This is a genomic window from Acetobacter tropicalis (assembly GCF_030644465.1).
GTDB classification, from domain to species: Bacteria; Pseudomonadota; Alphaproteobacteria; order Acetobacterales; family Acetobacteraceae; genus Acetobacter; species Acetobacter tropicalis.
Map to the genome: position 1 here is coordinate 777,274 of NZ_JAUYUW010000001.1, position 14,534 is coordinate 791,807.

Annotated in this window: 13 protein-coding genes; 5 read left to right on the forward strand and 8 right to left on the reverse strand. The window is 59.4% G+C overall.

Features of this window, described 5'->3' with window-relative positions; all coding sequences use genetic code 11:
- Nucleotides 1–345 precede the first annotated feature (345 nt).
- Complete coding sequence (locus QWU00_RS03430; protein ID WP_035380443.1) at nt 346–1,623, forward strand: lipoprotein pyruvate-formate lyase; 1,278 nt, start codon at nt 346–348, stop codon at nt 1,621–1,623.
- 153 nt (nt 1,624–1,776) lie between these two features.
- On the opposite strand, the gene sodC is transcribed toward QWU00_RS03430, so the two are convergent.
- From sodC to miaA, 5 genes are all read right to left on the reverse strand, one after another.
- On the reverse strand, nt 1,777–2,307 hold the full coding sequence (sodC, locus tag QWU00_RS03435; protein WP_035380444.1) for a superoxide dismutase[Cu-Zn]: 531 nt from the start codon (nt 2,305–2,307) through the stop codon (nt 1,777–1,779).
- A gap of 440 nt (nt 2,308–2,747) precedes the next feature.
- Nucleotides 2,748–3,767 (reverse strand): ketol-acid reductoisomerase, encoded by a 1,020-nt coding sequence (gene ilvC / locus QWU00_RS03440; RefSeq protein WP_006560245.1) that lies wholly within the window; start codon nt 3,765–3,767, stop codon nt 2,748–2,750.
- Between the two features lie 55 nt (nt 3,768–3,822).
- Nucleotides 3,823–4,341, reverse strand: coding sequence for an acetolactate synthase small subunit (ilvN, locus tag QWU00_RS03445; protein ID WP_006560244.1), 519 nt, complete (start codon nt 4,339–4,341; stop codon nt 3,823–3,825).
- A gap of 71 nt (nt 4,342–4,412) precedes the next feature.
- The gene (gene ilvB, locus QWU00_RS03450) at nt 4,413–6,227 is read right to left on the reverse strand and encodes a biosynthetic-type acetolactate synthase large subunit (protein WP_035380446.1); all 1,815 of its coding nucleotides are present in this window, start codon (nt 6,225–6,227) and stop codon (nt 4,413–4,415) included.
- A 37-nt stretch (nt 6,228–6,264) separates the two neighbouring features.
- Nucleotides 6,265–7,281: a tRNA (adenosine(37)-N6)-dimethylallyltransferase MiaA gene (gene miaA, locus QWU00_RS03455; protein WP_035380447.1), complete on the reverse strand. Its 1,017-nt coding sequence runs from the start codon at nt 7,279–7,281 to the stop codon at nt 6,265–6,267.
- Between the two features lie 29 nt (nt 7,282–7,310).
- On the opposite strand from miaA, the gene serB reads away from it, so the two are divergent.
- Together serB and QWU00_RS03465 are read left to right on the forward strand one after the other, a co-directional pair.
- Nucleotides 7,311–8,198: a phosphoserine phosphatase SerB gene (serB, locus tag QWU00_RS03460; protein WP_035380449.1), complete on the forward strand. Its 888-nt coding sequence runs from the start codon at nt 7,311–7,313 to the stop codon at nt 8,196–8,198.
- A 41-nt stretch (nt 8,199–8,239) separates the two neighbouring features.
- Nucleotides 8,240–8,437, forward strand: a complete 198-nt coding sequence (locus QWU00_RS03465; RefSeq protein ID WP_035380451.1) for a hypothetical protein — start codon at nt 8,240–8,242, stop codon at nt 8,435–8,437.
- Nucleotides 8,438–8,455: 18 nt separating this feature from the next.
- Here QWU00_RS03465 and QWU00_RS03470 read toward each other — a convergent pair whose 3' ends face one another.
- Nucleotides 8,456–9,496 carry a mitochondrial fission ELM1 family protein gene (locus QWU00_RS03470; protein ID WP_052051381.1) on the reverse strand — a complete coding sequence of 347 codons (1,041 nt, stop codon included), beginning with the start codon at nt 9,494–9,496 and terminating at the stop codon, nt 8,456–8,458.
- A 79-nt stretch (nt 9,497–9,575) separates the two neighbouring features.
- On the opposite strand from QWU00_RS03470, the gene QWU00_RS03475 reads away from it, so the two are divergent.
- Complete coding sequence (locus tag QWU00_RS03475; RefSeq protein WP_238706718.1) at nt 9,576–10,850, forward strand: DEAD/DEAH box helicase; 1,275 nt, start codon at nt 9,576–9,578, stop codon at nt 10,848–10,850.
- Here the strand turns inward: QWU00_RS03475 and QWU00_RS03480 are convergent.
- Both QWU00_RS03480 and QWU00_RS03485 read right to left on the reverse strand, forming a co-directional pair.
- Complete coding sequence (locus QWU00_RS03480; protein WP_081939063.1) at nt 10,741–11,898, reverse strand: glycosyltransferase; 1,158 nt, start codon at nt 11,896–11,898, stop codon at nt 10,741–10,743. The genes QWU00_RS03475 and QWU00_RS03480 overlap by 110 nt on opposite strands.
- Complete coding sequence (locus tag QWU00_RS03485) at nt 11,898–13,124, reverse strand: glycosyltransferase family 4 protein (protein ID WP_035380457.1); 1,227 nt, start codon at nt 13,122–13,124, stop codon at nt 11,898–11,900. The genes QWU00_RS03480 and QWU00_RS03485 overlap by 1 nt, the downstream gene beginning before the upstream one ends.
- A gap of 103 nt (nt 13,125–13,227) precedes the next feature.
- Between QWU00_RS03485 and QWU00_RS03490 the strand changes: the two genes are divergently transcribed.
- On the forward strand, nt 13,228–14,406 hold the full coding sequence (locus QWU00_RS03490; RefSeq protein WP_231551702.1) for a M14 family metallopeptidase: 1,179 nt from the start codon (nt 13,228–13,230) through the stop codon (nt 14,404–14,406).
- The last annotated feature ends 128 nt before the right edge of the window (nt 14,407–14,534 follow it).

The following is a 14,534-nucleotide window of genomic DNA, read 5'->3' on the forward strand; positions in this document are numbered from 1 at the left end:
TGGAAAGAGTCCGCTATTGGAGAAGTATAACGCTTGTTTGACTAACAGATGTGAGGCGAGAACCGCCTGCCTTCGTCCAATACACCGTCCCCAATATAACGGCACACCTCCTAGCCTCCCCTAACTATGAGAGACCGCCTGAAAGCCCTCCCCCATCAGTCTTGCGCTCCTTTCCTGCCAGAGTGCTGTTGCCTTTTTGCCCTATCCCTTCCGCCTTGCCTTTATTTGCCTCCCCTTCTCCCCGTGACAGAACGTGAAAGATTAGGCACTCTGCTGCCCGACGTATGTTTTCGTTCAGCCGCGCCTTCGCGCTGGATTTTTTGCAACAGCCATTCTGGACCTCGCATGCCGTCTTCTTTGACCCGCCGTTCTTTCAGTTTCGGGCTGACCGGCCTGCTGGCTGCCCCTGCTTTTGCCCGGGCAAGTTCCTTCACCCCGGCGGAAACCCCGCCCATGCTGGAAACCCTGAAATGGGCCCCCAAAACACGCACCCGCGTGCAGGCCGTGATCACCGAATATGGGCAGTATTCGGAAAAATATGATCAGACCCACCGCCCCTATGCCGTGTTTGACTGGGATGAAACCGCCATTGTTGGCAATGTGCAGGAAACATTGTTCCATTACATGCTGGCGCATTTCAGTTTCCTGTTGCCTGCGCATGAATTCCGGCACCTGATCCACACCCATATGCCAGAAAAGGCGTTACCTGCGCCGTTTACAACCCTTGATGGAAAACCTGTCTCCCAGCCCCTACTGGTTGAGGACATTCTGGAAGATTACCGGGCGCTAGCAGCACGCTACGGACACCTGCCCCACCCTCTCTCCCTTGAAGCTCTGGATAAAGACCCGGCTTATCAGGCCTTCCGCGCACGCATGATCTTTTATTATCACAGCCTGCGGGCCGTTCATGGGGGAGAGGAAGCCCAGCGCTGGATGATCCGCCTCCTGGCTGGCCAGACCATTACTGATGTTCTGGCCATGACACGCGCCGCAAATGAATGGGGGCTGGGCCAATCCATTACGCCCATTACATGGCGTTGCCCGCCTGACCGCGCCGGAAAAAGCGGTGCGGTCGAGGCCACCTTTGTACAGGCCCTGCGCCTTACGCCAGAAATGGCCGATCTGTTCCAGATCTTGCAGGAACACGGCATAGACCCGGTTATCTGCACATCCTCCCTGGAAGACTGTACAGCCTTTTTTGCAACATCTGCTGAATATGGCTACAATATTCCAAGAGAGCACGTTTATGGTGCACGGCTGGATGAACACAAGAAAGTTCTTCTTTCTACCGAAACTGCAAAATATCCGTTCCCATACGGAAGCGGTAAAACGGCCATTATCCACAAATACGTTATCGCCAAACGGAAACGCCCTCCGCTGATGATTTTTGCGGGAGAAGAAAGCTCAGCCCACCTGCTTTCCGCTTTTCCGGAAACCGCACTGTGCTGCCTTATCAACCGCAAACAGTCTGATAGTATGACCCCCTTTCTGAAAGAGGCCAGCAGCCAGCGCAGTTCCGCCACACCTCGGCTGGTCCTGCAAGGGCGGGATGAAAATACAGGGGAATGGATTCCAGAAGAAGCCAGTATTTTTCTAGGAGAAACCAAACCACGCCTGCCGTGAGCGCAGCGCGTTACCCTGGCATGGAAAACAGGTGAAGGTGAACGTCACCTTTTTACACTAAACGACGCAGCACGAACCGCACTGAGCAGACTTCTGCATCCAATATCCAGTGTGGTTCGCGCTGTGCCCGCGCCGTCGCCTTATGAAACAATCTTACTTGATGACCGCACAGGCAACACGGTCCCCTGCGCCACCAATCGGCTGGGTGGTGTAATCATCCGGGTTTGCGTGAATAACCACGGATGATCCGTCAGCATCCAGAAGGGCTGGATGCTTGCCGCCCGCGTTCAGAGAAACAAGGCTGGAGTAGAGTTCGACCGTTGCCGTGCCATCTGCGGCGACATAAAGGTTGGGCAGATCGCCCGCATCATTCGCGCCCTCATGCAGCAGGCCGTGCACAACAGGCTTTGCGGTGTGAATATGCCCACCAGCACTGGTGAACTTTGGGGGCTCGCAGCTTCCCTTTTCATGAAAATGCAGACCGTGCCATCCGGGCGTCAGCCCTTTTGCTTCCACACGAAGCAGGACACCATTGGGAGCCTCGGTCACTTTGATGGTGCCATGGGCGGCACCATCTGCCCCTTGCAGGTCACCCGTGGCGGTGCTCGCCGCCATCGCAAGGGAGGGCACCAAAGCCATCCCGCAGGCAAGGGCAGCAACAAATTTCAGACGTGAAGCAAACATTGCTTTCTCCTTTTCCGCTTCCGACAGTCGGATACGGTATCGCTATTCAGTCTCACTTGCATAGTCTGGCATACGCTCAGAGAGTTGTGAGCAGCAGAGTGCCCTCTGCACCTTAAATTGACCGAACGATGTCAAACGCATGATGCCGGAGCAAGGTTGCCGCATCTGGCCTCCCCCTGCCCCACCGAGAGCATCGTACCCCGGTTTCCACATCGTCCCGCGCCTGCTCTGCTCTGCTCTGCTCTGCTCTGCTCTGCTCTGCTCTGCTCTGCTCTGCTCTGCTCTGCTCTGCTCTGCTCTGCTCTGCTCTGCTCTGCTCTGCTCTGCTCTGCTCTGAGGGCGAGCGTTGCGCGAAGTCTTTGGTCTTTCAAACAAAAAAGCCCTGCCGCGTAAGCACGGCAGGGCTTTTTGTCAGAAACCTGAAAGAACAGGCTGGCTGATCAGTTCTTGGTTTTGTCAACCAGACGGGATTTGGAAATCCACGGCATCATGCCACGCAGTTTTTCACCAACGGCTTCAATCTGGTGGGCATCGTTAATGGCGCGGGTAGCCTTGAAGCCAATGTTGCCAGACTGGTTTTCCAGAATGAAGTTACGCACGAAGGTGCCGTTCTGAATGTCGGTCAGAATGTCCTTCATGGCCTTCTTGGTGTCCGGCGTGATCACGCGCGGACCAGACACATACTCACCATACTCAGCCGTGTTGGAGATGGAGTAGTTCATGTTGGCAATGCCGCCTTCGTAGATCAGATCCACGATCAGCTTCATTTCGTGCAGACATTCGAAATACGCCATTTCCGGTGCGTAGCCACCTTCAACCAGCGTTTCAAAACCAGCGCGGATCAGTTCAACCAGACCACCGCAGAGCACGGCCTGTTCACCAAACAGATCGGTTTCCACTTCTTCCTTGAAGCTGGTTTCAATGGTGCCTGCACGGCCACCACCAATAGCAGATGCGTAGGACAGCGCGATTTCCAGAGCGGAACCGGACTTATCCTGCGCGATAGCGACCAGACAGGGAACACCGCCGCCGCGCTGGTATTCGGAACGCACGGTGTGGCCGGGGCCCTTCGGTGCGATCAGGAACACGTCCAGATCAGGACGGGCTTCAATGATGCGGAAGTGGATGGACAGACCATGAGCAAACGCCAGAGCGGCACCCTGCTTCAGGTTCTTTTCCAGAGATTCTTTGTACAGCGTGCCCTGGCCTTCATCAGGCGTCAGCACCATCACAACATCGGCCCAGGCAGCGGCTTTATCAGGCGTCATCACGGTGAAGCCAGCATCCTGCGCCTTTTTCACGGCGGAAGATTCTTCACGCAGACCGATCACGATGTCCTTGACGCCGCTGTCTTTCAGGTTGTTGGCGTGAGCGTGGCCCTGGCTGCCATACCCGATAACTGCAACCTTTTTGGATTTGATCAGGTTCACGTCCGCATCACGGTCGTAATAAACACGCATAGACATTGTTTTTCTCCTTACCACGGCAGGGGTTTTTCCTGCCGCTCTGTTATCTTCAGTGACTCTGAATTGTCTGCGGTCCGCGGCAGATTGCCGCGATTCCGGTGCGGGAAACCTCAGCCAGCCCAAGCGGACGCATCAGTTCAATGAAACTGTCAAGTTTGTCGGTTGAACCGGTCAGTTCAAACACGAAGGAAGAGGCCGTGGTATCCACCGCGCGGGCACGGAACGCCTGCGCAATACGCAGCGCCTCGGTACGCGGCTCACCAGAGGACACAACCTTGATAAGCGCCATCTCCCGCGCCACATGCGGCCCGGCGGAAGAAAGATCAACCACGCGGGAAACAGGCACCAGACGTTCGATCTGCGCCTTCACCTGCCGGATATCTGCCGGGGTGCCGGTGGTGACAATATTAACGCGGGACACCAGTCCCTCTTCATCCACCGGGGCCACGGTCAGGCTGCGGATATTGTATCCACGCCCTGAAAACAGACCGATAATACGGGCCAGCGCACCGCTTTCGTTATCTACCAGCAGGGAGATAACCGCAGAGCCGGGAGCATTCTGCTGCATTGAAAAACTTCCTGAAAATCACGCGAGACTAAAGGCGTATCACCACGCCACGGAACAAAAAAATGGGGGCGTCAGACAAGCATCATGCCCTCACGCGTGACCTTTGCGCCACGCTCTTCCTGTTCCGGCCCAAGGATCATCTCGTTATGCGCAGCGCCGGATGGAATCATGGGGAAGCAGTTTTCCCCTTCCGCCACGCACAGATCCACAACCACTGGCCCATCATGCGCCAGCGCCTCACGGATCACGCCATCAAGCTGGTCCATCTGGGTGGCACGCAGCCCTTTGGCGTGGAAGCTCTCCGCCAGTTTTACAAAATCTGGCAGCGCATCACTATAGCTTTCAGAATAGCGGGAGCCGTGCAGCAACTCCTGCCACTGGCGCACCATGCCCATATAGTGATTGTTGATGATGAACAGCTTAACCGGCAGGCGATACTGGGCAATGGTGCCCAGTTCCTGAATGTTCATCAGGGTTGAGGCCTCCCCGGCAACATCCAGCACCAGCGCATCCGGGTGGGCAATCTGCGCCCCAACGGCAGCGGGCAGGCCATACCCCATGGTGCCAAGACCGCCAGACGTCAGCCAACGGTTGGGGGCATCAAACTTGAAGAACTGAGCCGCCCACATCTGATGCTGTCCCACTTCCGTGGAGACAAACGTATCGCGCCCGGTTTCCTGCGCCAGTTCATAAATACGCTGGATGGCCTGCTGCGGTTTGATAATGGCTTCGGGTGCGTGATCCTGATTGAAACGCAGGCAGTTCAGCCCCCGCCATGCCTCAATCTGCTCCCACCATGCAGCCAGTTCAGCCTTGTGTTCATAGGCAGGCTGTTTTTCCCACTCTTCAATCATCAGCGCGATGGTCCGGCCCACATCGCCGATAATCGGCTGATCAACATGAATGATCTTGTTGATCTGGGAAGGATCGATATCCGCATGAATTTTAAAAGAATCGGGTGAAAACGCATCCAGCCGACCGGTTACGCGGTCATCAAACCGGCTGCCCAGAGCAATCAGCACATCACATCCGTGCGTCGCCAGATTGGCTTCGTACGTGCCGTGCATGCCCAGCATACCCAGGAACTGCTTATCCGTGCCCGGAAACGCACCAAGCCCCATCAGGGTGGAGGTAACCGGAAAGCCCGTCAGCTTTGCCAGCTTGCGCAGACCTTCACTGGCTTCCGGGCCGGAGTTGATCACGCCACCACCTGTATAGAACAACGGACGACGCGCCTTTTTCATGGCGGCAACGGCCCTAGCCACGGCTTCACGCTCGGGGTCAACCTGCACTTTGCCCGTGCGCAGCTTGACCTGATCGGCCCCAACGTACGGCGCATCTCCCACTGTAATATTCTTGGGCAGATCAATCAGGACCGGACCGGGGCGGCCGGACTGCGCAATGGCAAATGCTTCATGCACCGCAGGGGCCAGATCTTCCGGACGACGCACCAGATAATTGTATTTGGTCACCGGGCGGGTAATGCCGGTGGTATCTGCCTCCTGAAAGGCATCATTCCCGATCAGCGCCGTGGGCACCTGACCGGAGAGACACACCAGCGGAATGGAATCCATCATGGCGTCCAGCAGGCCGGTTACGGCATTGGTGGCACCGGGACCACTGGTGACCAGCACCACGCCCACCTTGCCGGTTGAACGGGCATAGGCTTCTGCCGCGTGCACAGCCGCCTGTTCATGCCGCACCAGCACATGCCGGATATGGTTCTGGCGGAACAGGGCATCATAAATGGGTAGGACAGCCCCACCGGGATAGCCGAAAATAACCTCAACGCCCTGCTCAGCAAGCGCACGCATAAGGACTTCCGCACCCGGTAGGGTGGTGGGGGTCTGTGCGGCCATGGTGGCAGAAGCGGTTTTCGGTGTCATTTCTTCCTATCTCCCAAAAGCGGGTTGGGCGGCATCTTTAGGGAACCCTGCTGGCATCGTCAATCCCGGATAGAATAAAAGAAATAATTTCACTTAATTTTCTTTCCGAAAATTGCTCGGGAGGTGGCATGCACATATCAAGATCGTATGTCAGCCCCGGTTGAGAGAGTGCATGATGCGCAAACCAAGTGGCCTGCCTGCGGGTATATTTTCCCGTTGCCAGCACCGCCAGCCGTATGGCTTCCTCCTGCGGAATTTCACCACGCAGAAAGGCTGAAAGTTCCGGCACACCATGCGCCCGCATGGCAGGCAAAGCGGGGTCAAGATGCTGCGCCAGCAGGGCTTCCACCTCTTCTATGGCTCCATGCTGCATCATGTGTTCAAACCGCACCGCAATTCTGGCCCGCAGGTCTGAGCGTGGCGGAAGAAGGCGCACAGCCACAAAGCGGCAGGGCGCAGGTGGCAAACCGGGCTGGGCCTGCCACCACGCAAGGCTGCGCCCCGTGCCGCGCCAGACCTCCCACGCACGGGAAACCCGCTGAGAATCCACTGGGCGCAGGCGGCTGGCCATATCCGGATCAACATCCGCCAGTCTGGCATGCAGGGCTTCCGGCCCCTCCTCCGCCACCAGACGTCGCGCCTCGGTGCGGGCGGCCTCTCCGCAATCCGGTATTTCGGCCAGACCATCCGTCAGGGCACGCATATACATGCCGGTGCCGCCGCACAGAATGGGCAGTCGCCCCGCCTGCCATGCTTCCGCCATGGCGCCCAGAGCCTGCGCACGCCACCAGGCCACACTGCCTTTTTCCGCCGCTGGCAACACACCATAAAGCCGATGCGGCACCAGCGCTTCTTCCTGCGGCGTTGGGCGAGCGGTCACAACCCGCAGATCGCGATACACCTGCATGGAATCCGCATTGATTACGGTGCCGCCCAATTTTCGCGCCACAGTCAGCGCAAGGGCTGATTTGCCCGAGCATGTGGGGCCCGCAATGATCAGGGCAACCTGCCCGCGTTCCGCAACGCTGTTTCTCTGGTCTTCCGCTTGCTTCATGCGGGTATTCCTGTCACACCCAATTCCAAATGATGAGCCTGGTCCTGACACTTGTCGCACAGCGCGACGCCGCCACACTTGATGCCGCAACCATTGCCCTGGCGCGGGACACCGTGGATGGCGCGCAGACTGTCACCACACTCTCCGCCGGAGAAGCGGTGGACATTCCCTGCCCCGCCACTGCGGCAGACCGCCTGCCCGCCCTGCGCGCTGCGCTGGCTGACAAGCCGGTTGATGCGGTCCTGACACATCAGGATGCCCGACGCAAACGCCTGCTGGTGTCTGATATGGACAGCACCATTGTGGCGAACGAAACGCTGGATGATCTGGCCACCCATGCGGGCATTGGTGAAAAAATTGCCGAAATCACGGCCCGCTCCATGAATGGCGAGCTTGATTTTGCCACGGCCCTGCGCGAACGGGTGGCCCTGTTGAAAGGCTTTCCTGCCTCCCTGCTGGAAAAAGCCTGGAACGATGTGCGGCTGAACGAAGGCGCAAAGGAACTGGTGCAAACCATGCGCGCCCACGGTGCCCATACAGCACTGGTTTCTGGCGGGTTCACGTTCTTTACCTCCCGCGTGGCAACGCTATGCGGGTTTCAGGAAAACCACGCCAACACCCTGACCATTGCGGATGGCATGCTGACCGGAGAAACCGGGCACCCCATTCTGGGGCCAGATACCAAGCTGGCGTTACTGACCTCTCTGGCGGAAAAACACGCTCTTCCGGCCAACGCCACACTGGCCATTGGGGATGGTGCGAATGATCTACCCATGCTGAAGGCAGCGGGGCTTGGTCTGGCTTTTTATGCCAAACCCATCATCCGCAATGCCATTGCAGCGCAGATCAACCATACCTCGCTACGCACGGCGCTGTTTGTGCAAGGCTATCCGGCTTCAGTGTTTTCAGGCGCATAAAGAGCAGGCCATCAAGCCAGAAAGAGGAAGGAGATCACCCCATGCAGTTCGACCCGCGACGCAACATTTCCTCCTTTCCGTTTGTGCGCGTCTTTCTGGCTTTGGTGGGCTGCGCGCTGATGGCTTACTGCTTCCAGTATTACCTGACCCTCCCCCCAGACTCGCCTGAACACGTCATGCGCCACGTGGCTGCCCTGATTATCGGCACACTCATCCTGCTGGGCACCATCTGGGTCTAAAGGGGCACACCACGCGCCCTAAAACCCCAGCCGCCGGTGCATCTCAGCCACCAGCGCGGGCGTATCATCCAGTGGTTCCACAGCCCATGGCTCCAGTTTTCTGAATGGAGAATGCTCACGCAGCACCCGTATTCGGCCTGAACGCTCAAGTTCTTCCGCAAAACGGGTGATACGGCGTGATTTTCCAGGCAACGGAAAAACCGAGACAGGAGCCTCTCCCGCCACAGCTTCAGACACCATGGACACGCTATCTATGGTCACCACCAGATGGTCAGCGCAGGCAATAAGGCCCACATAAGGGTTTTCGCCCTCACCATCCCACAATGTGCCGCCCACCGAATCCACCAGATCACTCAGCATTTCCCGCGCCTGGGGGTCTGTGCGGCGGGAGGGCGTGACAATCAGGCTGCCTTTCTGCTCCGCAACGGCCTTAACCAGTATGGCCCCCAGCCGCGCAGCTTCCCCCACGCCAAACTGAAACCGTCCGTTGGAGCCCCCTATCAGTCCGGCAATCAACGGACGGGGTAAATGGGCAAAACGGGGCATCCATGTTTCACGTGCCTGCGCCAATCTGTCCGGCGTCAGCCCATGCAGGGCGGTGCGGCCCAGCAGCACATTGGGGCCTGAGATCTCATCATGCACACACGCCACAATCAGATCAAAGTTGGAGAGCGGCTGGCGCGGGTGCTGAATCTGCACCACGGGCCGCCCCGGCGCACGCAGGGCCGCCCCCACTGCGCCCCCTTTGCCGCCAATACTCACCACAACCCGCGCCTGATCAGCGGCAAAGGACAGCGGCTGGCCTGCACCATCATCCAGAAAGCGGGGGCGCAGCCACTGTGGGCCCCGCAGCGCCAGCCGCGCGATACGCGAAGGCCGCACGGCATGAAACTGCCCCTGCCAGCCTGCCCGGCTCACCAACCCCAACGCCTGCGAGCGCATTCCTGCAAAATCCTCTCCCACCACCAAGGCAGACACAGGCACCGCTGCCCCGGTAGCGGCCTGGTGCAAGACAGTGTTTGAAACCGTCGCCTTTCCAGCATATACGTCTTCAGCCATCAGGCGATCTCCCCCGCTTTTCATGCGCTGTCCGGCCCGGTGCCTGCGTATTGCAGAGCAGCCAGAGCGGCAGCACGCCATGCAAAGCATGTTTTTGAACCGGGTCAAGGCGGATAAAATCAGCATGTCCAACAGCTTCGAGGCAATGGGCCTTCTGCCGTCCTTGTGCGCACACGCCGCGCAGGCAGGCATGGCCACTCCTACCCCCATCCAGCAGCAGGCCATTCCGGCGGCACTCGCCGGGCGCGATGTTCTGGCCATAGCTCCCACGGGCACGGGCAAAACCGCAGCCTATGCCCTTCCGGTGCTGCATCAGTTGCTCAAGGCGCGCCGCCCTCAGGATGCGCTGGTGCTGGTGCCCACGCGGGAACTGGCGCTGCAAACGGCAGGCGTGTTTCGCATCTGTCTGGGGCTGAACCCCAGAGACAATCGACAGAAAGCTGGCACACCCGGCATTATCACGCTGTATGGCGGGGTGGACCGTGCCCCGCAGGCGGAAAACCTGCTGCACGATGGCCCCCGTGTGCTGATTGCCACCCCCGGCCGCCTGCTGGATTTTGCCCACACGGGCGAGGTTGATCTGGCCACCTGCACCCACGTGGTGCTGGATGAAGGAGACCGCCTGTTCTCCCCCGAATTTTTTGAGGAAAGCGCCACCGTGGTGGATGGGTTGCCGCAGGTGCGCCAGACCATGCTGGTCTCCGCCACGCTGCCAAAAACCCTGACCCCCATCCTGCAGAAACTTCTGCGCAAGCCGGTGGAAGTGCAGATTGAACCTTCACCCGAAAAACGGGGGCCCATCCGGCAGGGCGCGTATTTTGTGGAGCCCGCCGAGCGCCTGGCATTTCTCAAGGCGTTTTTCAACCGTGACCGCAAAAGCCGCACCCTGATATTTGTCAAAACCAAAGCGGAAGCGGATCAACTGGCCAGTGCGCTCAAAAAGCTCCGCGTGGGGGCAGCCCCTTTGCACGGAGACCTTTCTCAGGCGCAGCGTACGTCCACCGTCACCAGCTTTGCCGCAGGCCGCACGCCCGTTCTGGTGGCAACGGACATTGCCGCGCGTGGGCTGGATGTACCGGATATCCGTACCGTCATCAACATGGACCCGCCGGATCAGCCAGAAACGTATCTGCACCGTATCGGCCGCACGGGCCGGGGCGGCAAAACCGGCACGGCCCTGACGCTATGCAGCCTGACAGAGCGCAAAAAACTCCGGCAAATAGAGGTTGGAGCCTCCGTAAAGCTCAGGATTTTGTCCGAGGAGCAGGCTTTGCCGCCACTGGTCCCGCAGCAGAAGACCCAGCAGGGTGAGGCAACACGCACCAAACGTCTGAAAGCAGCTTCCCGGCCATAGAGGCCCAATCCGCCTTGACAGTCGCATTGCCCTCCGGCTCCGGCACGGGGGGCGGCTGGGCTATCATCTGCCGCAGGGCCTGCGCTATGCCCGCACTTGTGGGTGCACAGAGCACGGCCTGCGGCTTGCTGCGGAACTGCTCGGCCAGACCGCCTACATTGGTGGCCAGCACCCAACGCCCCGCGGCCAGAGCTGCAGCCCCAACACCGCTCTGGCTCGCTTCCCGGTAAGGCAGAAGCAGCACATCAGCCCACGCCAGCAAACTGGCGATCTCGCCCTCCGGCACCCAGCGATTTTCAACACTTACACCCGGCACGTGCGCCAACCGATGCAACCAAGGCGCATCCGGCCCTTTCCCCACAACCCGGCACACATAACCGGGCTGTGTCTGACCCATTTCCTGCAAGGCATCCGCCAGCAGGTCCAGCCCCTTGTAGGGCAGCAACCGGCCAAAGGCGAGCAGACGGATTGACCCGCCATGCGCCAGCGGCTGAGCGAGCGCCGTGCCACCTTCAAACGCAAAGGGCGGATGAGACGCCACAATGGCCTTACGCCCCCGCATGCAGCGCTGCGCCTCCAGCAAGGCCGCAACATGGGTGGTCAACGCCACCACAGCCTCCGCCCGCCAGACAAGCAGACGTTGCAACATGATCTGACCCGGAAAACCATCCCCCGGATGTGCCTGTGCATCATGCACAATGACCACAACCGGCACCCCCGCCCGGCGCAGGGCCTGCGCCATGAGCAGATCAAGAGGGCCGGGCATGGCGCATATGGCAAGGTCTGGCCTGATACGCCGCACTCTGGCCGTTAGCTGGCGCACCAGCCACGGGGCCTGAAGCACACGCCCCAGCAGGGACATGAGCGTTGTATAGGTACGCACGGACAGATCATTCGTGACTGAGGGATCGGCGCGCAGAATTTCCGCTTTTTCTGAAAGAGACAGCACGGCCTGACAGCCTTCAAGCGCGTTCAGGCCCCGCGCCAGTTCCACGGCCATTTTAGGGCCTGCACCACGCCGCCCCCATTGCCAGACCAGAACGCGCATTATTCTCCGTTACCCTTCCCGTGCCCCAGCCTCGCTACAGCGTTCAGCAAAGGGGCTGCTCCAAAGGCTTTCAGCACAGTCTGCCGTGCATTCATACCCAGCCTGCGCCGCAAGGGGGCATCTTCCGCCAACCTGTGCAGGGCCTGTGCCGCAGCGCCCACATTGGCTTCCGCCCACTGCGCGCCCGCAACCTGATAGACCCCACGCTCATCCTGCGCGGGAACAAGCGTATAGGGCACAGGCACGCCGCAGGAGGCATCCAGAAACTCGGCTGTTGCAGACCAGTCTGTCGCCACCACAGGCTTTTCAAGCAGCATTGCTTCCGCAGGCACAAGCCCCAGCCCTTCACTTCTATGCAAGGAGAGCACAATATCGGCGCAGCGCGTCAGGGCATGCACATCCGGCATGGGCAGGGTGCGCGTCTCAAACCGGATATTGGCCGCCCCCTGCGTGGCCGCCTGCAATCTCCGCATATCTTCAGGATAATGCGTGGCGTTGGAGACTTTCATAACCAGCACCCGGTCCGGACGCTCCCCAAAGGCTTGCCGAAATGCCGCAATAGCCGCCAAAGGGTTCTTGCGGGCAAAGCTTGAGGCCAGACTAAAGGATGTCAGCACCACTACGGCCTGTTCTGGCAGACCAAAATCCTGCCGCGTTAGCGCGGAGGGCTGAGGCTGTGCATCCACCAGTGGATACGGCACCACCCGCACACGTCCTGGTGCCAGTTCTTCCAACGCGCGGGCACTGAAACGGGAGGGCGTCCAGATTTCATGCACCGACTCCAGACCCGCCCGCCATTCTTCCGGCAGCTTGGGCAGTTCCCACACCCAATAACCCACAATGCGCCGCCCCCGCACGGCCTTACGGCCCAAGCGCAGCAAGGCCGCTGGCGTTTGCGGGCTGTTGACGTGCAATAAAAGAGCCGCCTGTTTTTCCGCCAGAAATGGCACCTTCGCCATTATTGGACGCGGTGCCAGCAGCCCCGCTTCAACAGCCTCAACGGGCACATGATGGGCCTGTAACCCTCTTAAAAGAAGACGCGCCCCTTCCCCCAGGCCCGAGCCGCGCCCGATCTCTCCCGCCACCACCACCCTGCCATCACACACAGGCGCGGGCCATGTGGCTTTAGGGGCCAGTGCTGCCGTTATGCGGGCCAGCGCCCGGCGGCGGCGTTCCACCGGCAACAGGCGCCACAGGCGATGAAAAAGGGACAGGTCGGACGTCACGCGCTTATTGTGTCAGAAACGTATTAAAGCGCCTACCCCCAGAAGGGAGAGGGATTGCACCAACACGCAAGCCAGACAATACTGCCCAGCCCATGGTGACTGATTGCAACTGCCCTGTCTGCATCGCCCCCTTTACTGCCCCTTTATGGGTGTGGGCACATGCCTTGGCAGTCATGCCGCAAAAGAGGCTGCCCGCTGCTGCCGCTGGCGCGGTTACGCCACCAGAGCCCGCCATATCATGAGTTGCGCGTCCCGCCGCCATAACCCGGAGCGGGGCCTTATTCGTGTTCGCACGCTTTCTGAAACCTTACCGCCCCCCCAGACACAGTTACCCCACTTCAGAATTGCCGTGCCCCCACCCGATCTTTCTCCATGGGAAGCGGGTAATTGCGGCATTCCCGGCGTGCATCATTTTGAAGCAGGTCAACCCGGCCCGCATGTGGCCCTCACGGCCCTGATGCACGGCAATGAGTATAGCGGTGCCTGTGCGCTGGCTGATCTGCTTACCCGCGCCATTCGCCCCCAACGCGGGCGGCTGAGTCTGATTTTCCTGAATCTGGAGGCTTTTTCCCGGTTCGACCCGCAAAAACCCACCCTCTCCCGTTTTGTGGAAGAGGACATGAACCGCCTGTGGTGCGCTGATCTTGTCCGCTCCAACCATTCCTCCGTGGAAATGGAGCGTGTGCGGCAGGTTTTTCCCATTATGGAAACCGTGGATGCCCTGCTGGACCTGCACTCCATGCTCTGGCCCTCTCCGCCCGCCTATCTCTGTGGCCTGACGGAAAAAAGCCATGCTCTGGCCTGCACCCTTTCCGCCGCCCAGCCAAAACCGCCGCTGGTGGTACAGGATGGCGGGCACGAGGAAGGGCCACGCTTGATTGATTATGAACGCTTTGCCTCCAACCGCACGGCAGCAACCGCGTGCCTGCTGGAAGCTGGCCAGCACTGGCTGCCCGAAAGCGTTACCACGGCCCGTATAACCGCCCAGCTTTTTTTGGAACAGATGGGCCTGCTGCCGCCCCGAACACTGTGCGCAACACCCCCAGCCCCACCGCGATGCGCGGTTGTAACCCACACCGTGCAGGCCCATAGCAGCCGCTTTGTTTTCACCCGCGCCTTCCGCAACGGAGATGTTGTCAAAAAAGCCGGAAGCCTTGTGGCATTTGATGGCCCAGATGAAATCAGAACCCCTTATGGCAACTGCGTTCTGGTGCTGCCCAACCTACGCCCCATGCGTGGACACACTGCTGTAAGGCTGGCCAGACTTGGGGAAGCTGTATGAACGACATACATTTTTATCTATTTGAGTATGAATGCATTGTCTCTCATCACACTCACTGGGGTAACCTGCTGACAGCATGAGGCGTAGCGCCGCTCTTTTTTAATCTCCTTTCCTCAGCTTTTTACGAA

Coding starts and splice junctions, on each gene's coding strand:
- QWU00_RS03430 (WP_035380443.1), top strand. CDS start 346: ATGCCGTCTTCTTTGACCCGCCGTTCTTTCAGTTTCGGGCTGACCGGC.
- sodC (WP_035380444.1), bottom strand. CDS start 2,307: ATGTTTGCTTCACGTCTGAAATTTGTTGCTGCCCTTGCCTGCGGGATG.
- ilvC (WP_006560245.1), bottom strand. CDS start 3,767: ATGCGTGTTTATTACGACCGTGATGCGGACGTGAACCTGATCAAATCC.
- ilvN (WP_006560244.1), bottom strand. CDS start 4,341: ATGCAGCAGAATGCTCCCGGCTCTGCGGTTATCTCCCTGCTGGTAGAT.
- ilvB (WP_035380446.1), bottom strand. CDS start 6,227: ATGACACCGAAAACCGCTTCTGCCACCATGGCCGCACAGACCCCCACC.
- miaA (WP_035380447.1), bottom strand. CDS start 7,281: ATGAAGCAAGCGGAAGACCAGAGAAACAGCGTTGCGGAACGCGGGCAG.
- serB (WP_035380449.1), top strand. CDS start 7,311: ATGATGAGCCTGGTCCTGACACTTGTCGCACAGCGCGACGCCGCCACA.
- QWU00_RS03465 (WP_035380451.1), top strand. CDS start 8,240: ATGCAGTTCGACCCGCGACGCAACATTTCCTCCTTTCCGTTTGTGCGC.
- QWU00_RS03470 (WP_052051381.1), bottom strand. CDS start 9,496: ATGGCTGAAGACGTATATGCTGGAAAGGCGACGGTTTCAAACACTGTC.
- QWU00_RS03475 (WP_238706718.1), top strand. CDS start 9,576: ATGCAAAGCATGTTTTTGAACCGGGTCAAGGCGGATAAAATCAGCATG.
- QWU00_RS03480 (WP_081939063.1), bottom strand. CDS start 11,898: ATGCGCGTTCTGGTCTGGCAATGGGGGCGGCGTGGTGCAGGCCCTAAA.